The sequence below is a fragment of the Streptomyces sp. NPDC051109 genome (assembly GCF_044455885.1).
Lineage (GTDB): Bacteria > Actinomycetota > Actinomycetes > Streptomycetales > Streptomycetaceae > Streptomyces.
Window position 1 is genome coordinate 428264 of the sequence record NZ_JBITFF010000003.1, and the last position, 24606, is coordinate 452869.

General features: G+C 73.4%; 15 protein-coding genes. 4 read left to right on the top strand and 11 right to left on the bottom strand.

Annotation, left to right across the window (positions count from 1 at the left end; translation table 11 throughout):
- Positions 1-225: 225 nt before the first annotated feature.
- The 7 genes from ACIBAD_RS07770 to ACIBAD_RS07800 form a co-directional block, all read right to left on the bottom strand.
- A complete protein-coding gene (locus tag ACIBAD_RS07770; RefSeq protein ID WP_398905224.1) occupies positions 226-1908 on the bottom strand; it encodes a peptidase in 1683 nt (560 codons plus the stop codon).
- 176 nt (positions 1909-2084) lie between these two features.
- The gene (locus ACIBAD_RS07775; RefSeq protein ID WP_398905226.1) at positions 2085-3908 is read right to left on the bottom strand and encodes a GMC oxidoreductase; all 1824 of its coding nucleotides are present in this window, start codon (positions 3906-3908) and stop codon (positions 2085-2087) included.
- Positions 3909-4014: 106 nt separating this feature from the next.
- Positions 4015-5643, bottom strand: coding sequence for a succinic semialdehyde dehydrogenase (locus tag ACIBAD_RS07780; protein WP_134071952.1), 1629 nt, complete (start codon positions 5641-5643; stop codon positions 4015-4017).
- Between the two features lie 108 nt (positions 5644-5751).
- Positions 5752-7398: a serine/threonine-protein kinase gene (locus tag ACIBAD_RS07785; protein ID WP_134071954.1), complete on the bottom strand. Its 1647-nt coding sequence runs from the start codon at positions 7396-7398 to the stop codon at positions 5752-5754.
- Between the two features lie 124 nt (positions 7399-7522).
- Complete coding sequence (locus ACIBAD_RS07790) at positions 7523-10330, bottom strand: serine/threonine protein kinase (RefSeq protein WP_398905229.1); 2808 nt, start codon at positions 10328-10330, stop codon at positions 7523-7525.
- Between the two features lie 156 nt (positions 10331-10486).
- Positions 10487-12946 carry a serine/threonine-protein kinase gene (locus ACIBAD_RS07795; RefSeq protein WP_398905231.1) on the bottom strand — a complete coding sequence of 820 codons (2460 nt, stop codon included), beginning with the start codon at positions 12944-12946 and terminating at the stop codon, positions 10487-10489.
- Between the two features lie 161 nt (positions 12947-13107).
- Entirely contained in the window at positions 13108-14814 is a 1707-nt protein-coding gene (locus ACIBAD_RS07800) for a glycerol-3-phosphate dehydrogenase/oxidase (protein ID WP_398905233.1), read from the bottom strand.
- 259 nt (positions 14815-15073) lie between these two features.
- Here ACIBAD_RS07800 and ACIBAD_RS07805 point away from each other — a divergent pair, with 259 nt between their 5' ends.
- From ACIBAD_RS07805 to ACIBAD_RS07820, 4 genes are all read left to right on the top strand, one after another.
- The gene (locus ACIBAD_RS07805; RefSeq protein WP_398905235.1) at positions 15074-16357 is read left to right on the top strand and encodes a nucleotide sugar dehydrogenase; all 1284 of its coding nucleotides are present in this window, start codon (positions 15074-15076) and stop codon (positions 16355-16357) included.
- Between the two features lie 155 nt (positions 16358-16512).
- Positions 16513-17019 (top strand): hypothetical protein, encoded by a 507-nt coding sequence (locus tag ACIBAD_RS07810; RefSeq protein ID WP_134071961.1) that lies wholly within the window; start codon positions 16513-16515, stop codon positions 17017-17019.
- Between the two features lie 156 nt (positions 17020-17175).
- A complete protein-coding gene (locus ACIBAD_RS07815) occupies positions 17176-18144 on the top strand; it encodes a hypothetical protein (protein WP_134071963.1) in 969 nt (322 codons plus the stop codon).
- A 6-nt stretch (positions 18145-18150) separates the two neighbouring features.
- Positions 18151-20031, top strand: coding sequence for an insulinase family protein (locus ACIBAD_RS07820; protein ID WP_398905237.1), 1881 nt, complete (start codon positions 18151-18153; stop codon positions 20029-20031).
- Here the strand turns inward: ACIBAD_RS07820 and ACIBAD_RS07825 are convergent.
- From ACIBAD_RS07825 to ACIBAD_RS07840, 4 genes are all read right to left on the bottom strand, one after another.
- Positions 20000-21124, bottom strand: a complete 1125-nt coding sequence (locus ACIBAD_RS07825; protein ID WP_134071967.1) for a GuaB3 family IMP dehydrogenase-related protein — start codon at positions 21122-21124, stop codon at positions 20000-20002. The two genes, ACIBAD_RS07820 and ACIBAD_RS07825, sit on opposite strands and share 32 nt — an antisense overlap.
- A gap of 136 nt (positions 21125-21260) precedes the next feature.
- Positions 21261-22760, bottom strand: coding sequence for an IMP dehydrogenase (guaB, locus tag ACIBAD_RS07830; RefSeq protein WP_134071969.1), 1500 nt, complete (start codon positions 22758-22760; stop codon positions 21261-21263).
- Between the two features lie 120 nt (positions 22761-22880).
- Positions 22881-23510, bottom strand: a complete 630-nt coding sequence (locus ACIBAD_RS07835) for a sigma-70 family RNA polymerase sigma factor (RefSeq protein WP_134071971.1) — start codon at positions 23508-23510, stop codon at positions 22881-22883.
- 425 nt (positions 23511-23935) lie between these two features.
- On the bottom strand, positions 23936-24547 hold the full coding sequence (locus ACIBAD_RS07840) for a response regulator transcription factor (RefSeq protein WP_003948568.1): 612 nt from the start codon (positions 24545-24547) through the stop codon (positions 23936-23938).
- Between the last annotated feature and the right edge of the window lie 59 nt (positions 24548-24606).

A 24606-nucleotide genomic window follows, 5' to 3' on the forward strand; every position in this document is an offset into this window, starting at 1 on the left:
GGTGTGGGTGGCCGCGTCAGCCAGACGCGGGACCACAGCACCACGCGTGGCTCTTCGGGAGCGATGAGACGTACGGCCCCTCGGGGGGTGCGTCGTGGGACCTCGCTCCTTCGCGTGACCGGACGGCAGGGGACAGCAGCCCGGTCACCCCGAAAAGGACGGCCGGCCAGGGGGACGCCCCCGGCCGGCCGTTCTCTGCTTCTACGCGCCTACGTGCCCAGGTGCCTACGCGTGCCCGCCCGAGCGGCGGCGCACCCCCACGTACAGCGCACCGCCGACGGCCACCGCGCCCAGCGCGCCCAGCGCGATCGGGCCGACGGAGCTGCCGGTCGAGGCCAGGTTGCCGCCCGTACCGCCGGTGGCGTACGCGGACGTGCTCGGGGAGGCCGACGCCGAGGGCGAGGCGGAGGCCGAGGGGGACGGCGACGCCGAGGCCGAGCCGGACGGGCTCGGGCTCGTACCGCCCTTGACCTCGACCGCGAACACGGCCTTGGCGTTGCCCTCGACCGGGTCGAAGGCGAGCGGCTTGGTGCCGCCCGCGACCGGCTCGCCGACGGTGACCGAGCCCTTCGCGTCCGCCACGGCCTTCTCGATCTTCATCGAGAACCGGTCGGCGTACGTACCCGGGGCGTCCGCGAACACCCCGCCGTCGCAGAAGTAGCGCGGCGCGCCCAGCTGCTCCGCGCGGTCGCTGCCGTCCGCGTTGACCGCGCGGCAGTTCCGGGGCACGTCGGTGACCTGGACTCCGGCCGGCATCACGATGTCGGTACGGGCCACGCTCTCGCCCGAGCGCAGGTGGCTGATCACGGCCGGGCCCTTGTTGCGGAAGCCGAGCTCGGCCACGACCGTGTCGCCCACCTTGCCGGAGGGCGACGCGGTGACCGCCTCGAAGTCGGCCCGGGCGCCCTTGGCTGTGAACTCGAACGTGCGCTCGTTGTCGCGCGGGTTCAGGTCGGTGTTCTCGGCCCGCCCGGCGTCCCGCGCGTCCGGGTCGGAGTCGGTGACCGGTACCGCGACCGACGCCTTGACCAGCTTCAGCTTCTTGCCGGTCGCCGGCTTGCCCTCGGGTCCGTCCTTGACCGGCGCCGGATCGGGGACGACCCCGTACCTCAGCCGGTCCTGGTAGGCGCGCTCGGTGGTCTTGAGGTGCAGCGGGGAGTCGGGGGCGAGCTGGTAGGACTCGCCCGGCAGGAACTCGCCCTCGACGAGGCACACCGTGGTGGCGCCCATGCCGCCGTGGTCCTGCCGCCGGCAGTTGTCGTACGCCTCCGCCGGCTCCAGGCCCGCCGAGGTGTCCAGCTCCAGCGCCACCGACCTGGCGGGCAGCGTGCCGCGGTTCGCGAAGGCCAGCGGCAGGTCCTGCTGCTCGCCGGCCGTCACCTCGGCCTTGGGCTTCAGCTCGCCCAGGTGCAGGTCGGGGCCGCCGACGGTCAGCTTGGTGGTGATCGGCGTGACGCCGGCGCCCGCCACCCGGCCGGTGACCGCGATCTCGCCGCTCGCGCCGTTCTTGGCGTCCTTGGCGGCGGAGACGAGCAGGTCGAAGCTGTTGCCGGTCCCGGCGGTCGCGACCGACAGGCCCTGCTGCTTGCAGACGATCGCGGTGGCGCTCGTCGTGCAGTTCGCCCGGGGCTTGGCCGGGTCGAGCCGCACCGACGCCACCCCGGCGGCCTTGGCCAGGTCGACGGTGACGGTGAACTCGCCGGGGAAGCTGTTCCCCGGGCCCGCGTAGTCCAGCACGTAGCGCAGGCTGCGCTCCTTCGAGGGGCCCGTGTCCGGGGTCGGCTGGAGCACCAGTGCGGAGGGGCCGCCGAGCGGGAAGACCGGTTCCGCGGCGAGCGCGGGGGCGGCCGCGCCGAGGCTCAGCGCCGCCAAGCCAGTAGCGGCCAAAAGGGAGATGCGCTTGTCCATGAAGATCGAGACCGTCGAGCGCGGGTCTCGGTTGCCCCCTTCGGAGGGTGACGGGCATCACATGCAACCATCCGGACTGAACACCTGTCACTTATGTGCGGCGGCGGGTTCTGCGCTCGGAGGGGGAGCGCAGAACCCGCCGCCGCCGCCCGTGTCGGGCGGCCCGCCGGACCGCGTCACGCCTTCTTCGGAACCTCCGGTACCGGCAGCAGCAACGGCAGCCGCAGCGCGCCGAAGGCCTCCTTCGGGACCGCCGGACGGACGGGTTCCACCGCCGCCAGGCGGGTGTAGGCCGCGCCCTGCTCCGGCCGCGGATCCTGCTCGCCCTTGTTGGGCCAGTACGACATCGCCCGCTCCGCCTGCGCCGTGATCGTCAGCGACGGATTGACGCCGAGGTTCGCGGAGACCGCCGAGCCGTCCACCACCGAGATCCCCGGGTGCCCGTACAGGCGGTGGTACGGGTCCACCACGCCCTCCTCGGCGCGGGCGCCGATCGGGCAGCCGCCGAGGAAGTGCGCTGTCAGCGGGGTGCCCATCAGCTCGCCGATGTTGCTGCCGGCGAACCCGTTGATCTCCTCGGCCAGCAGGGTGGCCGCCTCGGTGGCCTCCTTGATCTGCACCGGGTTCGGGGCGCCGTGCCCCTGGCGGGCGGTGAGCAGCCCCTTCCCCAGGCCGCCGGGCTTGCGGTAGGTGGTCAGCGAGTTGTCCAGCGACTGCATGACGAGCCCGATGATCGTCCGCTCCGACCAGCGCCGGTTGGAGAGCGAGCGCGCCAGCTGCACCGGGTGCTTCGCGGTCCGGGCGAACCAGGCCCGCACCCGGTGCCTGCTGTACGGAACCTGGAGGACGGTCATGAACCCCATGGCGTTGGAGCCCTTGCCGTAGCGGACGGGCTCGATGTGGGTGTCCGCGTCGGGATGCACGGACGAGGTGATCGCGACGCCCCGGGTGAAGTCGGCCCGCCGGCCAGGGCCGTGGCGCCTGCGGTAGCGGCGGTCGTCGGTCTGCGCGCCGACCAGGCCCTCGGAGTTGGTCCGGGTCAGCTCGCCGAGCCGGTCCGAGATGCGCGGGAGCAGCCCGCTGTCCTTCATGGTGTGCAGCAGGGTCTGGGTGCCGTACGTGCCCGCCGCGACGACCACGTACCGGGCGCGCAGCTCCTTGGCGGCGCCCCGGCGGCGGGCGTCGGTGGGGACGGTGCGGACGCGGTGGCCGCCGTCGGGGTGCTCGGCGAGGGCGGTGACGGTGGTCATCGGGTGGATGACGGCTCCGGCGCGCTCGGCGAGGTGGAGGTAGTTCTCGTTCAGGGTGTTCTTCGCGCCGTGGCGGCAGCCGGTCATGCATTCGCCGCACTCGGTGCAGGCCTTGCGGGCGGGGCCGGCGCCGCCGAAGTACGGGTCGGGGACCTCCTCGCCGGGGCGGGCCGTGCGGGCGCCGTCGGCGCGGTCCGCGGCCGCGCCGTCCGCGGCCGCGCCGTCCGCGTCCGCGCCGTCGCCGAAGAAGACGCCGACCGGGGCCATGTGGAAGGAGTCCCCGACGCCCATCTTCTCGGCGGCGGCCTTCAGGTGGACGTCTGAGGGGGTCATCGTCGGGTTGAGGCGTACGCCGAGCATCCGCTTGGCCTGGTCGTAGTACGGGGCGAGTTCCTCGCGCCAGTCGGTGATGGACGCCCACTGCCGGTCCTCGAAGAAGGCGGTGGGCGGCACGTACAGGGTGTTGGCGTAGTTGAGCGAGCCGCCGCCCACCCCGGCGCCCGCGAGCACCATCACGTTGCCGAGCAGGTGGATCCGCTGGATCCCGTACAGCCCGAGGGCCGGGGCCCACAGGTAGTTGCGCAGGTCCCAGCTGTTGCGGGGCAGGCTCTCGCGGGTGAACCGGCGCCCCGCCTCCAGGACGCCGACCCGGTAGCCCTTCTCGGTCAGCCGCAGCGCCGAGACCGATCCCCCGAAGCCCGATCCGATGACGATGACGTCGTAGTCGTACTCGTCGGTGTGGTCCGACACTGCGTTGCCTCCCCGGCGGTCGTGCCCTGGCCCTGGTGCCCTTCGTGCCTTCGTGCCTTCGTACCTTCGTGCGCGTCGCGCCTTCGTGCCTTCGTGCGCGTCGCGCCTAACGGAATCCGAGCGTCTTCATGACCTTGAGGCTGCGGGTCATGAACGCCGCGTACTTCTCGTCGTCCATCCCCAGCGAGGGCGCCATCGGGAGCAGCCTCTGGTGGGCGACGGTCTGGGCCTCGGTGTACTTGAGGATCCCCTCGGAGCCGTGCCGGCGGCCGAGGCCGGAGTCCTTCATACCGCCCATGGGCGCCTGGGCGCTGCCGTAGGCGGGCGCGTAGCCCTCGTTGATGTTGACGGTGCCGGTGCGCAGGCGGGCGGCGACGGCGTGGCCGCGGCGGGCGTCCTTGGTCCAGACGCTGGAGTTGAGTCCGTACGCGGTGGAGTTGGCCTGCGCGATCGCCTCGTCCTCGTCCGTGAACCGGTAGACGGAGACCACCGGGCCGAAGGTCTCCTCGCCGCAGACCGCCATCGGCGCCTCGACCCCGTCGAGGATGGTGGGCTCGTAGAAGAGCGGGCCGATGTCGGGGCGGGCGGCGCCGCCCGCGACCAGGGTGGCGCCCTTGGCGACGGCCTCGTCGACGTGCCGCTGTACGGTCTCCAGCTGGCGCTCGCCGACCAGCGAGCCCATGTCCGCGCCGTACGCGAGCGAGGCGCCGAGCCGCATGGCCTTCGTACGGGCGGCGAAGCGCTCCACGAACGCGTCGGCGATCGAGGCGTGGACGTAGAGCCGCTCGATGGAGATGCAGAGCTGGCCGGCGGAGGAGAAGCAGGCGCGGACGGCGCCTGCGGCGGCCTTCTCGATGTCGGCGTCGGCGAGGACGAGCATGGCGTTCTTGCCGCCGAGTTCGAGGGTGACGCCGACCAGGCGGGCGGCCGCGCCCTGGGCGACCTCGCGGCCGGTGCGGGTGGATCCGGTGAAGGAGACGTAGTCGGCGTGCCGGACCACCTCGGGGCCGACGACGGGTCCGTCACCGAGGACGATCTGGAAGACCTCGGCGGGCAGTCCGGCCTCGATCAGCAGGTCGCGGGCCCACAGGGCGGTGAGGGCGGTCTCGGTGTCGGGCTTCATGACGACGGCGTTGCCGGAGACGAAGGCGGGCAGCGCGTCGCCGACGGAGAGTTCGAGGGGGTAGTTCCAGGGGGCGATCTGGCCGACGACCCCGCGCGGCTGGCGCAGCTCGGTGACCTTGGTGAGGGTGGGGATGGCGCCCGTGTGGCCCTTGGGGCGCAGGTACGAGGGGGCCTTGCGGCCGTAGTGGCGGGCCGCGACGGCGACGGCCTGGACCTCCTCGTGTGCGTGCAGGCGGGCCTTGCCGGTCTCCAGCTGGATGAGGTCGAGCACCTCGGCCTGGCGGGCCAGGACCAGGTCGTGGAAGCGGAGCAGTACGGCGGCCCGCTTGCGTACGGGGACGGCGGCCCAGGCGCCCTGGGCGGCACGGGCCCGGTCGAAGGCCCCGGCGACGTCCTCGGGGGTGGCCTCGGGGAGGTCCGCCAGCTTGGCCCCGGTGAAGGGGGTGTGGTTGGCGGTCCGGCCGGAGCCGACCACTCCGCGCGTGAGCCGGGCGACCAGGTCGGGGGTCACCACGTCGGCGGCGGTACGGGCACCGGCCGGGGCGGGGGCGACCGGGTTGGTGGGCTGCGGTGCGCTGCGGAGGGGGGCCGGGGCCTGCGAGTCCGTCATGGCGGTGAGCGTATGCCGCCCGGGAGCCTTTGGGTACCCGTCGGTAACCGGATTTTGCCATTTCTGCCAGCGATCGCTGGCAGGATGACGGAATCGGCCCGGAAAGGATCAGGGCTTCCCGGCGGGCGGCTCCCAGCCGCTGAGCACGACGTCGAATTGCTGGCGGGTGGTGTTCCAGTCGGCGACGGGGCTCGACATGTAGATCGCGTACTCGGTGCCGTCCGGGGCGACGTACATCTGCTCGATGGCCCGGCGCGGTCCGGCGTGCGTGCCCTTCTCGGTCCAGCTGAAGTCCCAGAGCGCGGCCCGGGTGCTGTCGCGGAAGGTGTTCTGGTTCAGCCGCTGCTTCTTGTAGTCCGTCCGCTTCGCCACCTGCTTCTCCAGGTCGAGCAGGTGCATGTACGGGTTGTCGTAGTCCGGGGTCGGGTCGGCGGCGATCCGGATGAAGTGCTTCCCGTTGTCCGGGGTGTAGTCGATCTGGTCGCCGTCCATCTGGCGCTTCCAGCCCGCCGGGACGAAGAGGGTGAAGCCGGTGGGGTCGGTGACCTCGGTGTATCCCGCGGGCGGGGCGTCCTGTTCGGCGCCGCCCTGCTGGTCGGGGGCGCTCGCGTTCTTGTCGGAGCCGCTGCCCTTCCCCGCCTCCGCGTCCCCGGTGAACTTCAGCACGCCGAAGACGGCGCCGCCGCCGACCAGAGCCGCCACGAGGGCGACGGCGGCGGCCCTCTTGATCCGGCCGCCGCCCGCCGCCGGTACCGGGGCGGGGCCGGGCTGTTCGGGCAGGGCGGCCGTGCGGGCCTGATCCGCGGCCGGGGCGGGAGCGGGGGCGGGGGCGGGCTCCGCCTCCGGCACCGTTTCCTCGGCGGCGTCGGCGAGTTCCTCCGGAGTCACCGCGCGCGTGGGGACGTACGCCTGCGCCGCCTTCGGCGGCCGGCCCTCCATCGCCTCGATCAGCATCCGCTCGGTCTCCTGCGCCGAGGGCCGCTCGTCGGGGTCCTTGCGCAGCAGGGCCGTGATGACCGGGCCCAGGGCCCCCGCCTGGCGCAGCGCCGGCGGCTCGTCGTTGACCACGGCCTGGAGGCTGGAGATGGGCGAGGTGCGGCGGAAGGGCGAGCGCGCCTCGACCGCCGTGTACAGGGTGGCGCCCAGCGACCACAGGTCGGAGGCGGTGCCGGGGGTCCCGCCGGTGACCCGCTCCGGGGCCAGGTAGTCGATGGAGCCGACGATCTCGCCGGTCCGCGTGATGGAGGAGTCGCCCTCGATCGCGGCGATCCCGAAGTCCGTGAGGAGGACCCGGCCGTCCTTGGCGAGCAGCACGTTGCCCGGCTTGACGTCCCGGTGCAGGACGCCGACCGCGTGCGCGGCGCGCAGCGCGCCCAGTACGTGCAGGCCGATCCGGGCCGCCTCGGCGGGCTCGATCCGGCCGGCCGCCTTGGCCGCGTCGGCGAGGGAGGGGCCGTCGATGTACTCCATGACGATCCACGGCCGGTCGTCGTGCTCCAGTACGTCGTGGACCACCACGACCGCCGGGTGCTGGATCCGGGCCGCTGCCCGGGCCTCCTTCTGGGTCCGGGCGTGCAGCACCTCCCGGTCGGCCTGGGCCACGTACAGACCCGCCGTCAGTTCCTTGACGGCGACGGTCCTGTGCAGCAGCTCGTCATGCGCGCGCCACACCTTGCCCATGCCGCCGCTGCCGATGGGCTCCACGAGCCGGTACCGGCCAGCGAGCACCGCGCCCGCACCTGTCTGCTGTTCCACGAAACCCCGCCACTCTGTGCACTTCGGGCCAGATTACGGAGCGCCCGGGGCTGCTGGAACCGTGAAGGCTCGGTTCCGGCAGCACTGTGACGCAATCGCCGTACTGAGTCACCGTCAGTCGGCCTCAACCGCCTGATTTGTAACTCCCCGTGGCCTTTTCGAAGACCTCGGTGACCTTGCCCTCGCCGTCCTGCGGACCGGTCACCATGACGACGTGGTAGCTGCCGCCGAGCGCCACGACGAAATTCCGGGCGACGACGCTGCGGCCGTTGCCGTCGATCCACGTGTACCGGCCGGTGACGCGGAGCTGGCTGCCGACCTTGGTGGTCTTCACGTCGCCGCCGCTGGCCCAGGTGGAGGACCGGTAGGGGGCCAGTTCCGGCTCCTTGTCCTTCTGGTACGTCGCCGGGTCCGGATTTCCGTCGGCCTTGTCCCGGCCGGGGACGACGGTCAGGACGTACTCCCCGTCGGTGTACCGGACCTGCCCGGCCTCGTTCATCCCGCGCCGCTCCCAGCCGCTCGGGACCGCGATCTCGAAGTGCTCGGGGTCCTGCTGGGTGGTGTAGCCGGGGGGAGCGGGGGCGGGGGCGGCCTGGCCGGGCGACGACTTGGGCGACGCCGGAGCCGGCGCCGATGCGGAGGGGGACCGGGAGGGGGACTGGGACTGCGCGGGGGGCTTGGCGACGGCGGCGGGCTGCTGCTCCTCGCTCCTCGGAAGGAACAGGATGGCGTAGGCCACGGCCCCGGCCAGCAGGACCAGGACGCCGAGGAGGAGGGTCCGCCCGAGGGAGCGGGGCCTGCGGGAGGCGGTGGGATTGCGGTGGCGGCCGTGCAGGTCGCCGCGCCGGCGTACGACGGGCAGCCGCGCGGGATCCGGCTCCGGCATCGGGAGCACGGCGAAGCCGCCGTCCGGCTCGGGCGCGGACCGTACGAGCGAGCGCAGCCAGCCGCGGAGCTCTTCGAAGTCGGGCCGCTCGGTGGGGTCCTGGCGCAACAGCGACTCCACGATGGGGCGCAGCGGGCCGCACTCCTCGGCGAAGGCCGGGGATTCGGCGCAGACCATGTCGACGAGCTCGGTGACGCTGTCCTCGGGGTACGGGGCGTGTCCCTGGACGGCTCGGTACAGCAGCGCGCCGAGCCCCCAGAGGTCGGTCGCCGGCCCGACGGGCGCGGCCAGTTGCCAGGGCCCGGTGACGGACCCGGCCTGCTCGGGGGCCCACCGCTCGGTGACGGCGCCGACGACGGCCATCCGGGTCAGCCGAGCCCGCTCTGCCCCCAACCCCCGGAGCCCGCTCTCGCCCCAACCCGCTTCCTGGCGCTCGGCGCCCTGCGGACCGGCCGGGACGGGGCGGGGTTGGGCGCCCGGCCGCTCGGGGAGGGCGTACGCGGCCGCGATCGGGGCCTCCGATCCGTTCGGCCGAAGCCGGCCGGGCTCGCCGGACGGCAGGTACGAGGCCATGGTCGGGCCCTCGGCGCCCTGCGGCGGGGGCTGACCGGCGCGCGGGGGGCGCGGCGGGGCGGGCTGGCCGGGGCGGAGGTAGGCGGTCGGGTCCGGGGCTTCGGCTTGGCGGTAGCCCTCGGGCAGGGCCAGTGGCGCGGGCAGCGCGGGGCGGACCGGCGCCGAATCGCGCCGCGACTCGGGCTCCCGTCCCGGCTCGGGAAGCTGCTCCGGCTCGGGAAGCTGCTCCGGCTGGGGAAGCTGCTCCGGCTGGGCGGCCCGTACCGGCTGGGCGGCCCGTACTGGCTGGGGAGCCGGCAACGGCTCGGGGTCCCGCTCCCGGTCCGGCTCCGGCGGCTCGGCGGGCCCGAGCGCCACCTGCCGGCGCGGGGTGGCCCCGTGCCACGGCGCACTCGCACCGGCCTCCGGGCCCCCGTACGGGTACGCATACCCCTGCGGGAGGTTCGAGCCCTGCGGCCTCGGCTCCGGCGCGGGCTCGGAGCCGCCCTTGCGCTGCTCGGTGACCCGCGCGGCGGCTGCCTGCGCCCCCGCCCGGTAGGCGGCGATGGCCCCGGCCCGGGCGGCTGCCTTGAGGTCGGGCCGCTCCCCCGTCGCGCCGGAGGTGATGTGGTCGGAGTACCGCGGGCCGGTGTCGTAGCCGGGCGCCACGAGCGGCGCGTAACCGCCCGCGCCCGGAACACCGTGCGGGCCGGCGCCCGCCGCCTCGCCCTGAGCACCCCGAACCTCCAACTGCGCACCGGGCGCCGGGCCCCCGGCACCGCCGGAGCTCGGCGACGCTCCGGGCGGCGCGTCCCTGCCCGGGTCGGGCCGTAAGGCTGCCGCGCCGATCGGGCCCGCGGCCCGACCCGCAATCCCGGCTGGAGGCTGGGGATCGCCCCAGGGCTCGGCGGGGGGCGCGGACTCCCGGGGGACCGGGTCGTAGCCGCACAGGGCGTCCTCCGCGGCGCCCGCCGCCAGGCCGGTCAGGACGACCCGGCCGTCATCGCATATCAACACGGTCCGGACCGTGATGTTCCGGTGCGTCCAGCCGTGCGCGTGCAGCACCCGCAGCGCGGTCAGCACGTCCGCCGCGACCTCGGCCGCCCGGTAGGGGCTCAGCGGTTCATCGGCGATCAGCGCGGCCAGCGGGCGCGCCGGCACCAACTCGCTCACTATCCACAGCGACCCGCCCTCGGCGAACACGTCGAAGACCTGGTCCAGCCGGGGATGGTCCGGCACGGACGCGGCCGCCTGTGCGGCGGCGATCGCCCGGCGCACGGCCGGGAGTTCTCCCCCGGCCGCCGCCGGAGCCCTCGGCGTCTCCCCGTCGAGCAGCTCGGCATCCACGATCTCCGGCAACGGCACCTGCCGTACCAGGACTTCCTGCCCGCTGCGGGTGTCGAAGGCACGGGTCTCGACCAGTTCGTACTCGTCCGACGGCGGCAGCGGCAGACGGTAGCGGTCGGCCAGGATCCGGCCCGCGTAGTCCTCCACTTCGCCTCCCCCGAGTGCCGGGGCGCACGTCCCCCATGGCCCCACTGCCACGATACGTCGCGCGGGCCGCCCGCGTCCCGAGCCTGCGAAGGCTCGTCACCCGTCACCCGTCACTCGTCGACGCCCGGCTCGGCAGCCCCCTGCGGAGCGCGCGATTCAGCCCAGCGGCTGGAACGTCTGGAACGCCGTGTTGCGCATCGTCGTGCATTCCGGGGCGTCCCACTGGTCCGCCGGGCAGCTGATCATGATGGCGTAGCCGTGCTTCGCGTCCACCTTGAAGCCGCGGTTGAGCACGCGGACCTTGATGCCCTTCTGCTCCCGCTCGAACTCCCAGTCCGCGACGGTCGGGTAGCCGTTGTACTCCGTCGGGTCGATCCGGATCGTGCGGTAGTTCGTGCTGGAAGCGGCCGTTCCGGCGACCGCTTCGGCCCACGCGGCGCGGGCGTCGCTGCCGGGGCTGGCGGTGTAGTCGACCTGGATGCGCGGGAAGCCGCCGTCGCGGCTGTATATCGCGCCGGAGTTCTCGCCGGCTATGCCCGTGACCTTGAAGCCCGACGGCATCGCCATCGAGAAGTGGAACCCCGGGTCCGTCACCTTCGCGTAGCCCTCGGGGAGCCCGGCTCCGGGCCCGCCCGGCGCCGAGCCCTGCCCCTGGCTCTGTCCTTGGCCCTGGCTCTGCCCCTGGCTCGGCTGCCCGGCCGGGGACTGCCCCTGGCTCGGCTCGCTGCCGGCACCGCCGTTGGCGGTACCGCCCTTGCCCGCGGTGGCGTTGGTGTCGCCGGTCTTCGCGGAGGAGCTGGGATTCGGGCTGCCGGAGACCGTCGTACCCGGGCCGCCCTTGCCCTCTTCCTTCTTCTTGCCGGCCTCGTCGTCGCCGCTGACCGCATACGCGATGAGAGAGCCGATCGCGGCGAGCACGACGACCACGCCCGCTATCGCGAGGACGATGGTGCGGCGGGACATGACGTCGGTGAGTGGCGCCGCGACCGGCGAGGGCCTGCCCGACGCCGGTGAGGGGGCCGGGGATTCGGCCGCCGAGGCCGCCGTGGTCGCCGCCGCGGCGGCCGCGGCCTTGCGGGTCGCCTTCAGCGCCGCGCGGGCCCGATCGCGCTGCTCGCGCTCAAGCCGCTCGCGCTCCTTCTTCTCCGCCTTCTCGGCCGCCTTCTCGGCTGAGGCCTTGGCCGCGGCCTCCTTGGCGTCGGCCAGCGAGATCTGCCGGGTCTCCTCGACGGCCGGGGCGAGGACGGGAGCCGGTACCGGCTCCGGCGCGTTGACGACGGCGGTGAGCATCGCCCGCGCGCGCTCCTCGTCGAGGCGGCGGGCCGGGTCCTTGGCCAGCAGGCCGTAGATCACCTCGGTCAGCGGACCCGCGTTCTTGGGCGGATCCACCGGCTCGGTCATCACGGCGGTGAGGGTGGCGAGTGCGGAGCCCTTGTCGTACGGGGGCACGCCCTCGACCGCGGCGTACAGCAGGCCGCCGAGGGACCACATGTCGGCGGGCGGGCCGGGCTTCTGGCCGCGGGCGCGCTCGGGAGAGATGTACGAGGGGGCGCCGACGAGCATGCCCGTGGAGGTGACGGAGGGGTCGCCCTCGACCTGCGCGATGCCGAAGTCGGTGAGGACGACACGGCCGGTGCGGGCGATGAGCACGTTGGACGGCTTCACGTCCCGGTGCAGGATGCCCTGGCCGTGCGCGGCGCGCAGTACGTCGAGGACGGCGAGGCCGACCTCCGCGGCGCGGTGGGGGGTCAGCGGGCCCTGTTCACGGATGAACTCGGCGAGGGAGGGGCCCTCGATGAGCTCCATGACGATCCACGGGCGGGCGTCCTCGTCGACGACGTCGAAGACGGTGACGGCGCCGCCGCTGCGGATCCGGGCGATGGCCTTGGCCTCGCGGAGGGTACGGGTGATGAGGCGGCGCTTCTCGTCTTCGTCGACGCCGGTGTTGAAGCGGAGTTCCTTGACGGCCACGGTCCGGCCGAGGGTCTCGTCCTCGGCGCGCCAGACGGTGCCCATGCCGCCCTTGCCGAGCACTTCGCGCAGGCGGTAGCGGCGCGCGAGCAGACGGCCCTCGTCCTGCCCGCCCTCGGCGGCCTTTGCGGCAGCGGCCTTGACGGCGGCGGCGACGGCATCCGCCTTCTCGACTACGGGGTTCACCCCGGCCGATGCGCCGGTGGACTTGGCCGGGTCGGGCTCCGCCGCGGCCGGGCCTGCGGACTTCGCCTCCCGCGGTGCACCGTCACCGGCTCTGCCCGCGCCCGCCGCCGGACCGGCGGCTTGCGCGGCGGGCTTGTTCAGGTCGGCCTTGGACGCGGCCGGCTTCCTGCCCTTGCCGTCGTCCTTGTCCTCGTCCTCGTCCTCGTCCTTCGACTCCGCCGACACGGCAGAGGCCGCGGCGGACTTGCCCGGGTCGGCTCCGGCCGCAGGCGAGCCGCCGGGCCCGGTGTCCTCCGGCTCCGCGACAGGCGAGGCGGCGGGCTTCGCAGCCCCCGGCTCCGCCGCATGCGCGGCGTCACGCTCCGCCGCGGCCGGGGCGGCAGGCTTCGCCGCACGCGCAGCCTCCTGCTTCGCCGCAGGCGACTCGGCGGGCGACTCGGTGTGCTCCGGCTTCGACATGCGTCCCCTCTGCGATCGTGCCGCCTGCTGCCCCGGGGATCCCCGGTGGCCCGCTCCGGGAAAACCCGTGCGGTAACCCGCCCCGGCAGAACCCTCATTGTTCCTCACTCCGCAACGGACGGGCGCCCCGGGTCCGCGGTTCCCCCCTCCGCATCCCGGAGTTACAACGGAACGATGTCGGGCGCCCCCAGCCGCGCCGCGTCCGCCGTCTGGTCGTCCGGCTGGCGCTGCGATTCCCGTTCCGCCTGCACCCGCTTCTCGTAGTGTTCCACTTCCTTCTCGATCTGCTGCTTGTCCCACCCGAGCACCGGAGCCATCAGCTCCGCACACTCCCGCGCCGACCGGGTCCCCCGGTCGAAGGTCTCGATCGAGATCCGCGTCCGCCGCGTCAGCACGTCGTCCAGATGCCGCGCCCCCTCGTGCGACGCCGCGTACACCACCTCCGCTCTCAGGTAGTCGTCCGCCCCGCCCAGCGGCTGCCCCAGCCCCGGGTCCGCCGCGATCAGGTCCAGCAGTTCGTCCGTCATCGAGCCGTACCGGTTCAACAGGTGCTCCACCCGCACCACATGAAGGCCCGTCCGGGCCGCGATCCCGGCCCGCCCGTTCCACAGCGCCCGGTACCCCTCCGCCCCCACCAGCGGCACGTCCTCCGTCACGCACTCCGCGACCCGCTGGTCCAGCCCGTGCACCGCCTCGTCGACCGCGTCCTTCGCCATGACCCGGTACGTCGTGTACTTGCCGCCCGCCACGACCACCAGCCCCGGCGCCGGGTGCGCCACCGTGTGCTCGCGCGAGAGCTTGCTCGTCGCGTCCGACTCCCCGGCCAGCAGCGGCCGCAGGCCCGCGTACACGCCCTGGACGTCGTCCCGCGTCAGCGGCACGGCCAGCACCGAGTTCACGTGCTCCAGCAGGTAGTCGATGTCCGCGCTCGACGCCGCCGGATGCGCCTTGTCCAGGTCCCAGTCCGTGTCCGTCGTGCCCACGATCCAGCTCCGGCCCCACGGGATGACGAAGAGGACGGACTTCTCCGTACGCAGGATCAGCCCGGTCGAGGAGTGGATCCGGTCCTTCGGTACGACCAGGTGGATGCCCTTCGACGCCCGGACGTGGAACTGCCCCCGCTCCCCGATCAGCGCCTGCGTGTCGTCCGTCCACACCCCCGTCGCGTTCACGACCTGCCGCGCGCGGATCTCGTACTCGCCGCCGCCCTCCACGTCCCGCACGCGCGCCCCGACGACCCGCTCGCCCTCCCTCAGGAAGGCGACCACCCTCGCCCGGTTGGCGCACTGCGCCCCGTACGCCGCCGCCGTCCGCACCAGGGTGGCGACGTACCGCGCGTCGTCCATCTGGGCGTCGTAGTACTGCAGGGCGCCCACCAAGGCGTCCTTGCGCAGCGCCGGCGCCACCCGCAGTGCGCGCTTGCGCGACAGGTGCCGGTGGACCGGCAGCCCCCGCCCGTGCCCGCTGGACACCGACATCGCGTCGTACAGCGCGACGCCCGATCCGGCGTAGAACCGCTCCCAGACCTTGTGCTGGAGCGGGTACAGGAACGGCACGGGCTTCACCAGGTGCGGAGCGAGCCGCTCCAGCAGCAGGCCGCGCTCCTTCAGCGCCTCCCGCACGAGGGCGAAGTCGAGCATCTCCAGATAGCGCAGGCCGCCGTGGATCAGCTTGCTCGACCGGCTGGAGGTGCCGGAAGCCCAGTCCCTGGCCTCCACCAGCCCCGTCGAGAGGCCTCTGGTCGCGGCGTCGAGCGCGGTGCCCGCGCCGACCACGCCCGCGCCCACCACCAGCACGTCCAGTTCCCGCTCGGCCATCCGGGCGAGCGCCTCTTCGCGCTGGACCGGCCCCAGTGTCGCTGTCCTCACTGCTGCCTCCCGTCGGTGCGGCCTCTCCCGCGCGGTGCGGGTGACCCCGCTCACATCCCCCGCTCACGATTCTGACCCGCCGCACCGACATCAGCCACCGCCTGTGGACAACACAACAGCGACCATCACCCCGTAATACGACACATCGGTCATATATACGCCTAGTCTGACATCGCGCCAGCTCCACACTCCACCTGCACGGTCCACAGGGCTTGCGCACCCAGCCCCCTCATGCATGACAGGGAAGGGACGGCACCCCATGCCCGCAGATCTCGCCGTCATCGGACTCGGCCACCTCGGCCTCCCGCTGGCGCAGGCGGCCGTCGCCGCCGGAATCGAGACGGTCGGCTACGACAGCGGACCGGCAACGGCCGCGGACCCGGCCACGGCCTCGCCCGCGGTCACCGCCACCACCACCGCCACGGACTCCACCCTCACCGCCGCCGAGATCCGCCGCATGTCGGCCGCCGGCTTCCGGATCACCACCAACCCCGCCGAACTCGGCCGGGTCCGCACCGCCGTCATCTGCGCCCCCACCCAACTCGGCGCCGACCGCGCCCTCGATCTCTCCGCCGTCGGCGAGGCGGGCCGCACGCTCGCCGCCCGACTGCGCCCGCACACCACCGTCATCCTCGAATCCGCCGCCCACCCGGGCGTCACCGAGGACTACCTGCGCCCCATCCTGGAGGCGGGCTCCGGACTGCGCGCCGGCCGGGACTTCCACCTCGCGTACTCCCCCAGCCGCCTCGACCCCGGCAACCGCACGCACGGAATCGCCAACACCCCCAAGGTGATCGGCGGCCTCACCCCCGCCTGCACCGAGTCCGCGCACGCCTTCTACGCCCGCCTCACCGAGAAGGTCGTCCGGGCGCGCGGCCTGCGCGAGGCCGAGACCGTTCAGCTCCTGGAGACCAACTACCGGCACGTCAACATCGCCCTTATGAACGAGATGGCGGTGCTCTGCCACGACCTCGGCGTCGACCTCTGGGACGTCATCCGCTGCGCCGAGACCAAGCCGTACGGGTTCCAGGCCTTCCGGCCCGGCCCGGGGGTCGGCGGCCGCAGCGTCCCCCTCGACCCCAACTACCTTCCCCACACCACCCGCACCCCTGGTCACCCCCTGCGCATGGTCGGGCTGGCGCAGGAGATCAACGGCCGGATGCCCCAGTACGTCATCCAGCGCTCCGCCACCCTGCTGAACGAGCACGGGAAATCGGCCCGCGGGGCCCGCGTCCTGCTGCTCGGCGTCACGTACAAGCCCGACCTCGGCGACCAGGAGGGCTCACCGGCCCGCGAGATCGCCAGCCGGCTGCTCGACCTCGGGGCGCTGGTCAGCTACCACGACCCGTACGTCGCCGGATGGCGCGTCAGGGACCGGCCCGTCCCCCGTGCCGAATCGCTGTACGAGGCCGCCGCGAACGCCGATCTGACGATCCTTCTCCAGCACCACCGCACCTACGACCTCCAAGGCCTCGCGGTGAAGGCGCAGTTGCTGCTGGACACCCGCGGGGCCAGCCCGGCCGGGGCGGCGCACCGGCTCTGACCGGGCCGGACCGGCCGGACCGCGCCCGGAAAACGCGTCAGCGGATGTCAGAGCCGCCTGCTAGCCTGCGGCGACTCTTATCTCGTCCATACGTCCTCGGCGACCTCCGGGGGCACGTGTGCCGTACGCCCGAATCCCTGGGGGGGATTTTCTCCATGAGCCAGCACATCCAGCCGCCGGCGCCCGAGTCCGGCGCCGCCGCAGGCCCGGCGATCCCGGCCGCCGAGCCCGTCGCGTACCCCGCCGAGCCCGCCCGCCCCGGCAACATCGGCCTGGGCATCGCCGCGGCCGCGGTCACCGCCCTGGTCGCGGCCGCCGCGTACGGCGGGATCATGAACGCGATCGACCGCCAGGTCGGCTACGCGGCGGTCGGCGTGGGTCTGCTGATCGGCTTCGCCGCCGGAAAGCTCGGCGGCAAGAACCCGGTGCTCCCCGTGGCCGGCGCGCTCCTCTCCCTCGGCGCCGTCTACCTCGGCCAGCTGTTCTTCATCGCGCTGGCCCTGGCCGACTACGGCAACGTCGGCCTCGGCGAGGTCCTCGACAAGGCGGGCGTCGGCGGCCTGACCGACATCTGGCAGGAGGGCTCGGACGCGATGGACTACGTCTTCCTCGCCATCGGCGGCTTCGTGGCCTTCGGCGCCGCGAAGAAGGCCAGCGACTGACGCTCCCGACCGACCGAGGACACCGGGCCGGCCGCCGCACGGCCGCCCGGTGCCCTCGGCGTGCCTGCCCGCTGGTCCACCCGCAGGGCGCTGACCAGCGACGATCGCGGGAAACCCGCTGTTGACGACCGGATCCGCGGCCATATGATCCGCCGCGTGTCCGCTCATCCTCCGCTCGGCCGGCCCGTATTCGAACCCGCCGACCGCATCCCCGCCCTCACCACCCTGCGTGGCCGCGTCCACAGCCGGGACTGGGACGCCGTGGCCCGCTCGTTCGCCGCGCTCACCGACGAGGACGACCGCGCCCTCGCCTGCCGCGTCGTCGCCGAACAGCAGAACGCCGAGCCGCTCCTCAACCAGGCCATGGCCGGCGACCGCAGCGATCCGCTCCCCCGGACCCTGCTCGCCGACCGGCTGATCCAGATCGGCTGGGGCATCCGCACGGGCCACCGGGCCCAGCACGTCTCACGGGAGCAGTTCCAGCAGTTCCACGCCTTCCTGCGGCGCGCCGAGATCCTGCTGATCGACGTCTGCGCCGAGCACCCCGCCCACGCCCTCGCCTGGTACCTGCGCGTCATCACCTCGCGCGGCCTCCAACTCGGCCTGGGCGAGACCCGGCGCCGCTACGAGCGGCTCGCCGAGCACCACCCGCACCACTACAGCGGCCAGCAGCAGCTGCTCCAGCAGATCTGCCCCAAATGGGGCGGCAACTGGGAGTCCGCGCACGGCTTCGCCGAGGAGTGCGCCAAGGGGGCGCCGCCCGGCGCACCGAACGGCGCCCTGGTCGCCATCGCGCAGATGGAGCAGTACCTGGAGCTGCGGGAGAAGCAGGGCGACAAGGCCGCGGAAACGTATCTGCGCGGTGCGGACGCCCACCAGGCCCTCCGCGACGCCGCCGCCCGCTCGGTCCTGCACCCCGCCGCCCGCGCCGACGCGTACCAGCTCGTCGGCGCGCACAGCGCGTTCGCCGCCGCCCACTGCGCGGCCGGCCGGCACGCCGAGGCCGCCCCGCACTTCCGCGCCCTCGGCGACCGTGCGAGCGAGTTCCCGTGGAGCTACATGGGCGGCTACGACCACGAGGCCGAGTTCGTCCGCCACCGCAAGACCGCCCTGGCGAAGGGCTGAGGACACATGACCACGAACAGCGCCGCGCACCGCGGCGCCACCACGCCCACCACCGACGCCGACGGCATCACCGAAACCACCGTGGACGGCGTCCGCACCGTCCTCGCCCCCCGCTCGGGACTGCTCACCGCCGGGCTCCTCTTCCGCGTCGGACGCGCCGACGAGACCCTCGCCACCAGCGGCATCACCCATCTGGTCGAGCACCTCGCCCTGCACCGGCACGGCCTCGGCGACCTGCACTACAACGGCGCCACCGCCGCGACGTACACCCACTTCCACGTCACCGGCACCCCCGCCGACGTGGTCGAGTACCTCAACGGCGTGTGCGCGGCGCTGCGCGACCTCCCGCTGGACCGGCTGGAGACCGAGAAGGAGATCCTGCGCACCGAGGCAGCCGGCAAGGGCCACGGTCCGGGCCGGGCCGCCGCCCTGTGGCGCTACGGATCCCGCTCGTACGGACTCGTCGGCTACGCCGAGGCGGGTCTGCACCGGCTGACCGCGGACGACGTCCGCGCGTGGGCGCGGACCCGGTTCACCGCCGAGAACGCCGTCCTGTGGATCACCGGCGACTCCGTCCCCGAGGGCCTCGACCTCACGCTCCCGACCGGTGCGTGGCACCCGGCCCCGGCGGCCACCTCCGCGCTGCCCACCACCCCCGCCTACTTCCAGGGCGACGACGGCGGGGTCGTCCTGACCGCCGTCGTGCCCCGCTCCACCGAGGCGAACCTGTTCGCCGAGGTCCTGGGCAAGGAGTTGTTCCGCGCGCTGCGCCAGAAGGGCGGCTACTCGTACACCGCGACCGCCGACTACTGCTCCCGCGACACCGACTCCGCGACCGTCACCGCGATCGCCGACGCCCTCCCGCAGAAGCAGGACGCCCTGGTCGGCGCCTTCATCGACGTGTTCGCGAAGCTGCGGGCCGGCCGGATCGACCAGGCCGACCTGGACGCCGTACGGGCCTCCGCGCTGGCGCAGTTCGACACGCCGGAGCTCGCCGCCTGCATGCTTCCCGGGCACGCCCTGAACCTGCTGCTGCGCCACCGCAACCTCACCGCCGCCGAGGCGAGGGCCGAGATCGAGGCGGTCACCGTCGCCGACCTCCACCGGGTCGCGCGCGCCGTGTGGGACGACGCCCTGATGCAGGTGCCCGGCCGGGGCGTGGACTGGGCGGGCCTGGCGGCCGCGCCCACCGAGTCCTCCGAGATCGTGACCGGACGGCGCTACTCCGCCGTGGAGGAGGGCAACGGCGCCCTGCTCCTCGGGAGGGACGGCATCAGCCTCGTGGCGCCGCGGGGCCAGGTCACCATCCGCTACGCCGAGCACGCTGATGCAGGTCTACCCGGACGGCGCCCGCCACCTGGTGGGCGGCGACGGCTTCACCCTCACCATCGAGCCGACCCTGTTCCACATCACCGCGGCCGAACTCTCCGCGCTGGACCGCGTGGTCCCGGCCGCCGCCGTGATCCCCATGCCGCCGCGCGATCCGGACCGCATCCCGCAGCCGCGCAAGACCACGCCGAAGGCCGAACCCGGCACCGCCCGGCACACCTGGTTCACCGTACTGCTGTGGGTCCTCGGCATCCCCGCGGTGCTGGTGGGCGGCTTCACCGCGCTGCTCGCCTACGTGGCGACCCGGACCTCCGGGGACGAGGGCGTCCCCGCCGAGGACGCGCGGTTCCTGCTCGCGTGCCTGATCCTCTCGGCGGTGTTCGTGATCCCCTGGGGCCTTCTCCTGCGCCGCCGCAAGCAGGGCCTGAACTGAACCGGACGCCGAAGGGCCGGCTCCCGATCCGGGGAGCCGGCCCTTCGCGTGCGTACGGCGTACGGCGTACGGCGTACGGCGTACGGCGTACGGTCAGCGGCTGTGCTGCGAGTCCGCGACCGTGACCTCCACGCGCTGGAACTCCTTGAGCTCGCTGTAGCCCGTGGTGGCCATCGAGCGGCGCAGGGCGCCGAAGAGGTTCATCGAGCCGTCCGGGGTGTGCGACGGACCGGTGAGGATCTCCTCGGTGGTGCCGACCGTGCCCAGGTCGACCTTCTTGCCGCGCGGCACGTCCTCGTGGACGGCCTCCATGCCCCAGTGGTGGCCCTTGCCGGGCGCGTCGGTGGCACGGGCCAGCGGGGAGCCCATCATCACGGCGTCGGCGCCGCAGGCGACGGCCTTGGGGAGGTCGCCGGACCAGCCCACGCCGCCGTCGGCGATGACGTGCACGTAGCGGCCGCCGGACTCGTCCATGTAGTCGCGGCGGGCCGCGGCCACGTCCGCGACGGCGGTGGCCATCGGTACCTGGATGCCGAGCACGTTGCGCGTGGTGTGGGCGGCGCCGCCGCCGAAGCCGACCAGGACGCCCGCGGCGCCGGTGCGCATCAGGTGCAGGGCCGCGGTGTACGTGGCGCAGCCGCCGACGATGACCGGGACGTCGAGCTCGTAGATGAACTGCTTCAGGTTCAGCGGTTCGGCGGCGCCGGAGACGTGCTCCGCCGACACGGTGGTGCCGCGGATCACGAAGATGTCCACGCCCGCGTCCACGACGGCCTTGGAGAACTCGGCGGTGCGCTGCGGGGAGAGCGCGGCGGCGGTGACGACACCGGAGTCGCGGACCTCCTTGATGCGCTGCCGGATCAGGTCCGCCTGGATCGGGGCGGAGTAGATCTCCTGGAGACGGCGCGTGGCGGCGTCCTCGTCCAGCTCCGTGATCTCGTCGAGCAGCGGCTGCGGGTCCTCGTAGCGGGTCCACAGGCCTTCGAGGTTCAGCACGCCGAGGCCGCCGAGCTCGCCGATGCGGATGGCGGTCTGCGGGGAGACGACCGAGTCCATGGGGGCGGCGAGGAACGGGAGCTCGAAGCGGTAGGCGTCGATCTGCCAGGCGATCGAGACCTCCTTCGGGTCCCGCGTACGCCGGCTCGGGACGATGGCGATGTCGTCGAACGCGTACGCCCTGCGGCCGCGCTTGCCGCGCCCGATCTCGATCTCAGTCACGTGTGGTGGCCTTTCCTCTGGGTCTGCCCGTCCAGTATCCCCGAACCCCGGCGCCCCGCGTTCCGGTGACCGCTGTACGGACGCAACGACAAGGGGGCGGGTCCGGCCGGACCCGCCCCCTTCACGCGCTGTCGGTTCAGCCCTTGCGGCTGTAGTTCGGCGCCTCGACGGTCATCTGGATGTCGTGCGGGTGGCTCTCCTTGAGGCCCGCCGACGTGATGCGGACGAAGCGGCCGCGGTCCTGGAGCTCCGGCACCGTGCGGCCGCCGACGTAGAACATCGACTGGCGCAGGCCGCCGACGAGCTGGTGCACGACCGCGGAGAGCGGGCCGCGGTACGGGACCTGGCCCTCGATGCCCTCGGGGATGAGCTTGTCGTCGCCGCCCACGCCCTCCTGGAAGTAGCGGTCCTTGGAGAAGGAGCGCTGGTCGCCGCGGGACTGCATCGCGCCGAGCGAGCCCATGCCGCGGTACGACTTGAACTGCTTGCCGTTGATGAAGAGCAGCTCGCCCGGGGACTCCTCGCAGCCCGCGAGGAGCGAGCCGAGCATCACCGTGTCGGCGCCCGCGACGAGCGCCTTGGCGATGTCGCCGGAGTACTGCAGGCCGCCGTCGCCGATGACCGGGACGCCGGCCGCCTTCGCGGCGAGCGCGGCCTCGTAGATGGCCGTGACCTGCGGGACGCCGATGCCGGCGACGACGCGGGTGGTGCAGATGGAGCCGGGGCCGACGCCGACCTTGATGCCGTCGCAGCCGGCGTCGATCAGCGCCTGGGCGCCGTCGCGGGTGGCGACGTTGCCGCCGATGACGTCGACGGAGGAGTTCGACTTGATCTTGGCGACCATGTCGCCGACGAGCCGGGAGTGGCCGTGGGCGGTGTCGACGACGATGAAGTCGGCGCCCGCCTCGATCAGGGCCTGGGCGCGGTCGTACGCGTCGCCGGCGACGCCGACCGCGGCGCCGACCAGGAGGCGGCCGTCCTTGTCCTTGGCGGCGTTCGGGTACTTCTCGGCCTTGACGAAGTCCTTGACCGTGATGAGGCCCTTGAGGATCCCCGCGTCGTCGACCAGCGGCAGCTTCTCGATCTTGTGGCGGCGCAGCAGCTCCATGGCGTCCACGCCGGAGATGCCGACCTTGCCCGTGACCAGCGGCATCGGGGTCATGACCTCGCGCACCTGGCGGCTGCGGTCCGACTCGAAGGCCATGTCGCGGTTGGTGACGATGCCGAGCAGCTTGCCCGCGGAGTCGGTGACCGGGACGCCGGAGATGCGGAACTTGGCGCAGAGCTGGTCGGCCTCGCGGAGCGTCGCGTCGGGGTGCACCGTGATCGGGTCGGTGACCATGCCGGACTCGGAGCGCTTGACCAGGTCGACCTGGTTGGCCTGGTCGGCGATGGACAGGTTGCGGTGCAGTACGCCGACGCCGCCCTGGCGGGCCATCGCGATGGCCATGCGGGCCTCGGTGACCTTGTCCATGGCGGCGGACAGCAGCGGCACGTTCACTCGGACGTTGCGCGAGATGAGGGAAGAGGTGTCGATCTCGTCGGGCGCCATGTCCGACGCGCCCGGCAGCAGCAGGACGTCGTCGTAGGTCAGTCCGAGCGTGGCGAATTTGTCGGGCACTCCGTCGGCGGTCATGACACCTTCCCAAATGGTCTTGCTCAGCGCGGATGTCCATGCTAACGGGATCCCGACGCGTCTCATTCCACGACCAAGGTCAAGCAGAAGTTTCGTCTGTTCCTACGAGGATGCGGGGATCTACTGCTCGGCGAGCGCGCGCAGCCGGCTGAGCGCGCGGTGCTGCGCCACCCGCACCGCACCGGGGGACATCCCGAGCATCTGCCCGGTCTCCTCGGCCGTCAGGCCGACCGCCACCCGCAGTACGAGGAGCTCGCGCTGGTTCTCCGGGAGGTTGGCCAGCAGCTTCTTGGCCCAGGCGGCGTCGCTGCTCAGCAGCGCCCGCTCCTCCGGACCGAGCGAGTCGTCCGGCCGCTCCGGCATCTCGTCGGAGGGCACGGCCGTGCTGCCCGGATGCCGCATGGCGGCCCGCTGCAGGTCGGCGACCTTGTGCGCGGCGATGGCGAAGACGAAGGCCTCGAAGGGCCGGCCGGTGTCCCGGTAGCGCGGCAGCGCCATCAGGACGGCGACGCAGACCTCCTGTGCGAGGTCCTCCACGAAGTGGCGGGCGTCGCCGGGGAGCCGCGAGAGCCGGGTTCTGCAGTAGCGGATGGCCAGCGGGTGCACGAAGGCGAGCAGATCGTGCGTCGCCTGCTCGTCACCCTCGACCGCCCGTCGTACGAGCGCGCTGACGGGCCCCGCGCTGCCGCCTCTGGCGGCGCCGGTGGAGCCTGTGGCCGTGGGTGACCCCTGGGCCTCGTCGTCGCGCATCAATCCATGGTGCCTTGGCGCCGGAGCATTCGCGGCACCACGGCCCGTGTTGTGCGTCGAAGCGTTATGAGCGGGTGCGCCTGAGCTCGTCACTGCGCCCTCCCCTCCCGCTCGACCGAATACTCCCCGAGGCCCCATCCCAGAAAATGCGCCACACCTCAAGCATGCGGCATCGCGCGCGAAGCGACACGTCCCCCGATTGTGCCCCGCCCATCCCCGGGTGCGCACCGGGTACGGCGGGACGGGAACGGACGAGCTCACGACGGGCGCGCGCAGGGGTGGCCGGGGGCGGCCGCGCACCGCCGAAGGCGGCGGGACGCGCGGGCGGGCACGCGGGCGGACCCACAGCCCGGGCGCTCGGCGTGCCGCCCCGCCCGCCGGTGGCGGACGGGACCGCTCTCAGCATCCGGCCTGCGGTCTCGCGGTCAGCGGACCAGGCCCCAGCGGAACCCGAGCGCCACGGCGTGCGCCCGGTCCGAGGCGCCGAGCTTCTTGAACAACCGGCGGGCGTGCGTCTTGACCGTGTCCTCGGAGAGGAAGAGCTCGCGCCCGATCTCCGCGTTGGACCGGCCATGGCTCATGCCCTCCAGCACCTGGATCTCGCGCGCGGTGAGCGTGGGCGCGGCGCCCATCTCGGCCGAGCGGAGCCGGCGCGGTGCCAGTCGCCAGGTCGGGTCGGCGAGGGCCTGGGTGACCGTGGCCCGCAGTTCGGCGCGCGAGGCGTCTTTGTGCAGGTATCCCCGGGCGCCGGCGGCGACCGCGAGGGCCACCCCGTCCAGGTCCTCGGCGACCGTCAGCATGATGATGCGGGCGCCCGGATCGGCCGAGAGCAGCCGGCGCACCGTCTCCACACCGCCCAGCCCCGGCATCCGTACATCCATCAGAATCAGGTCGGAGCGGTCGGCACCCCAGCGGCGGAGGACTTCCTCGCCGTTGGCAGCCGTCGTCACACGCTCGACGCCGGGCACGGTGGCAACCGCGCGACGGAGCGCCTCTCGGGCAAGCGGGGAGTCGTCGCAGACGAGGACGGATGTCATGCCCGCCCTCCGCAGCTGCTGATGCGCGTCACCTTGAGCCTCCAGGCTGGTACGTATCG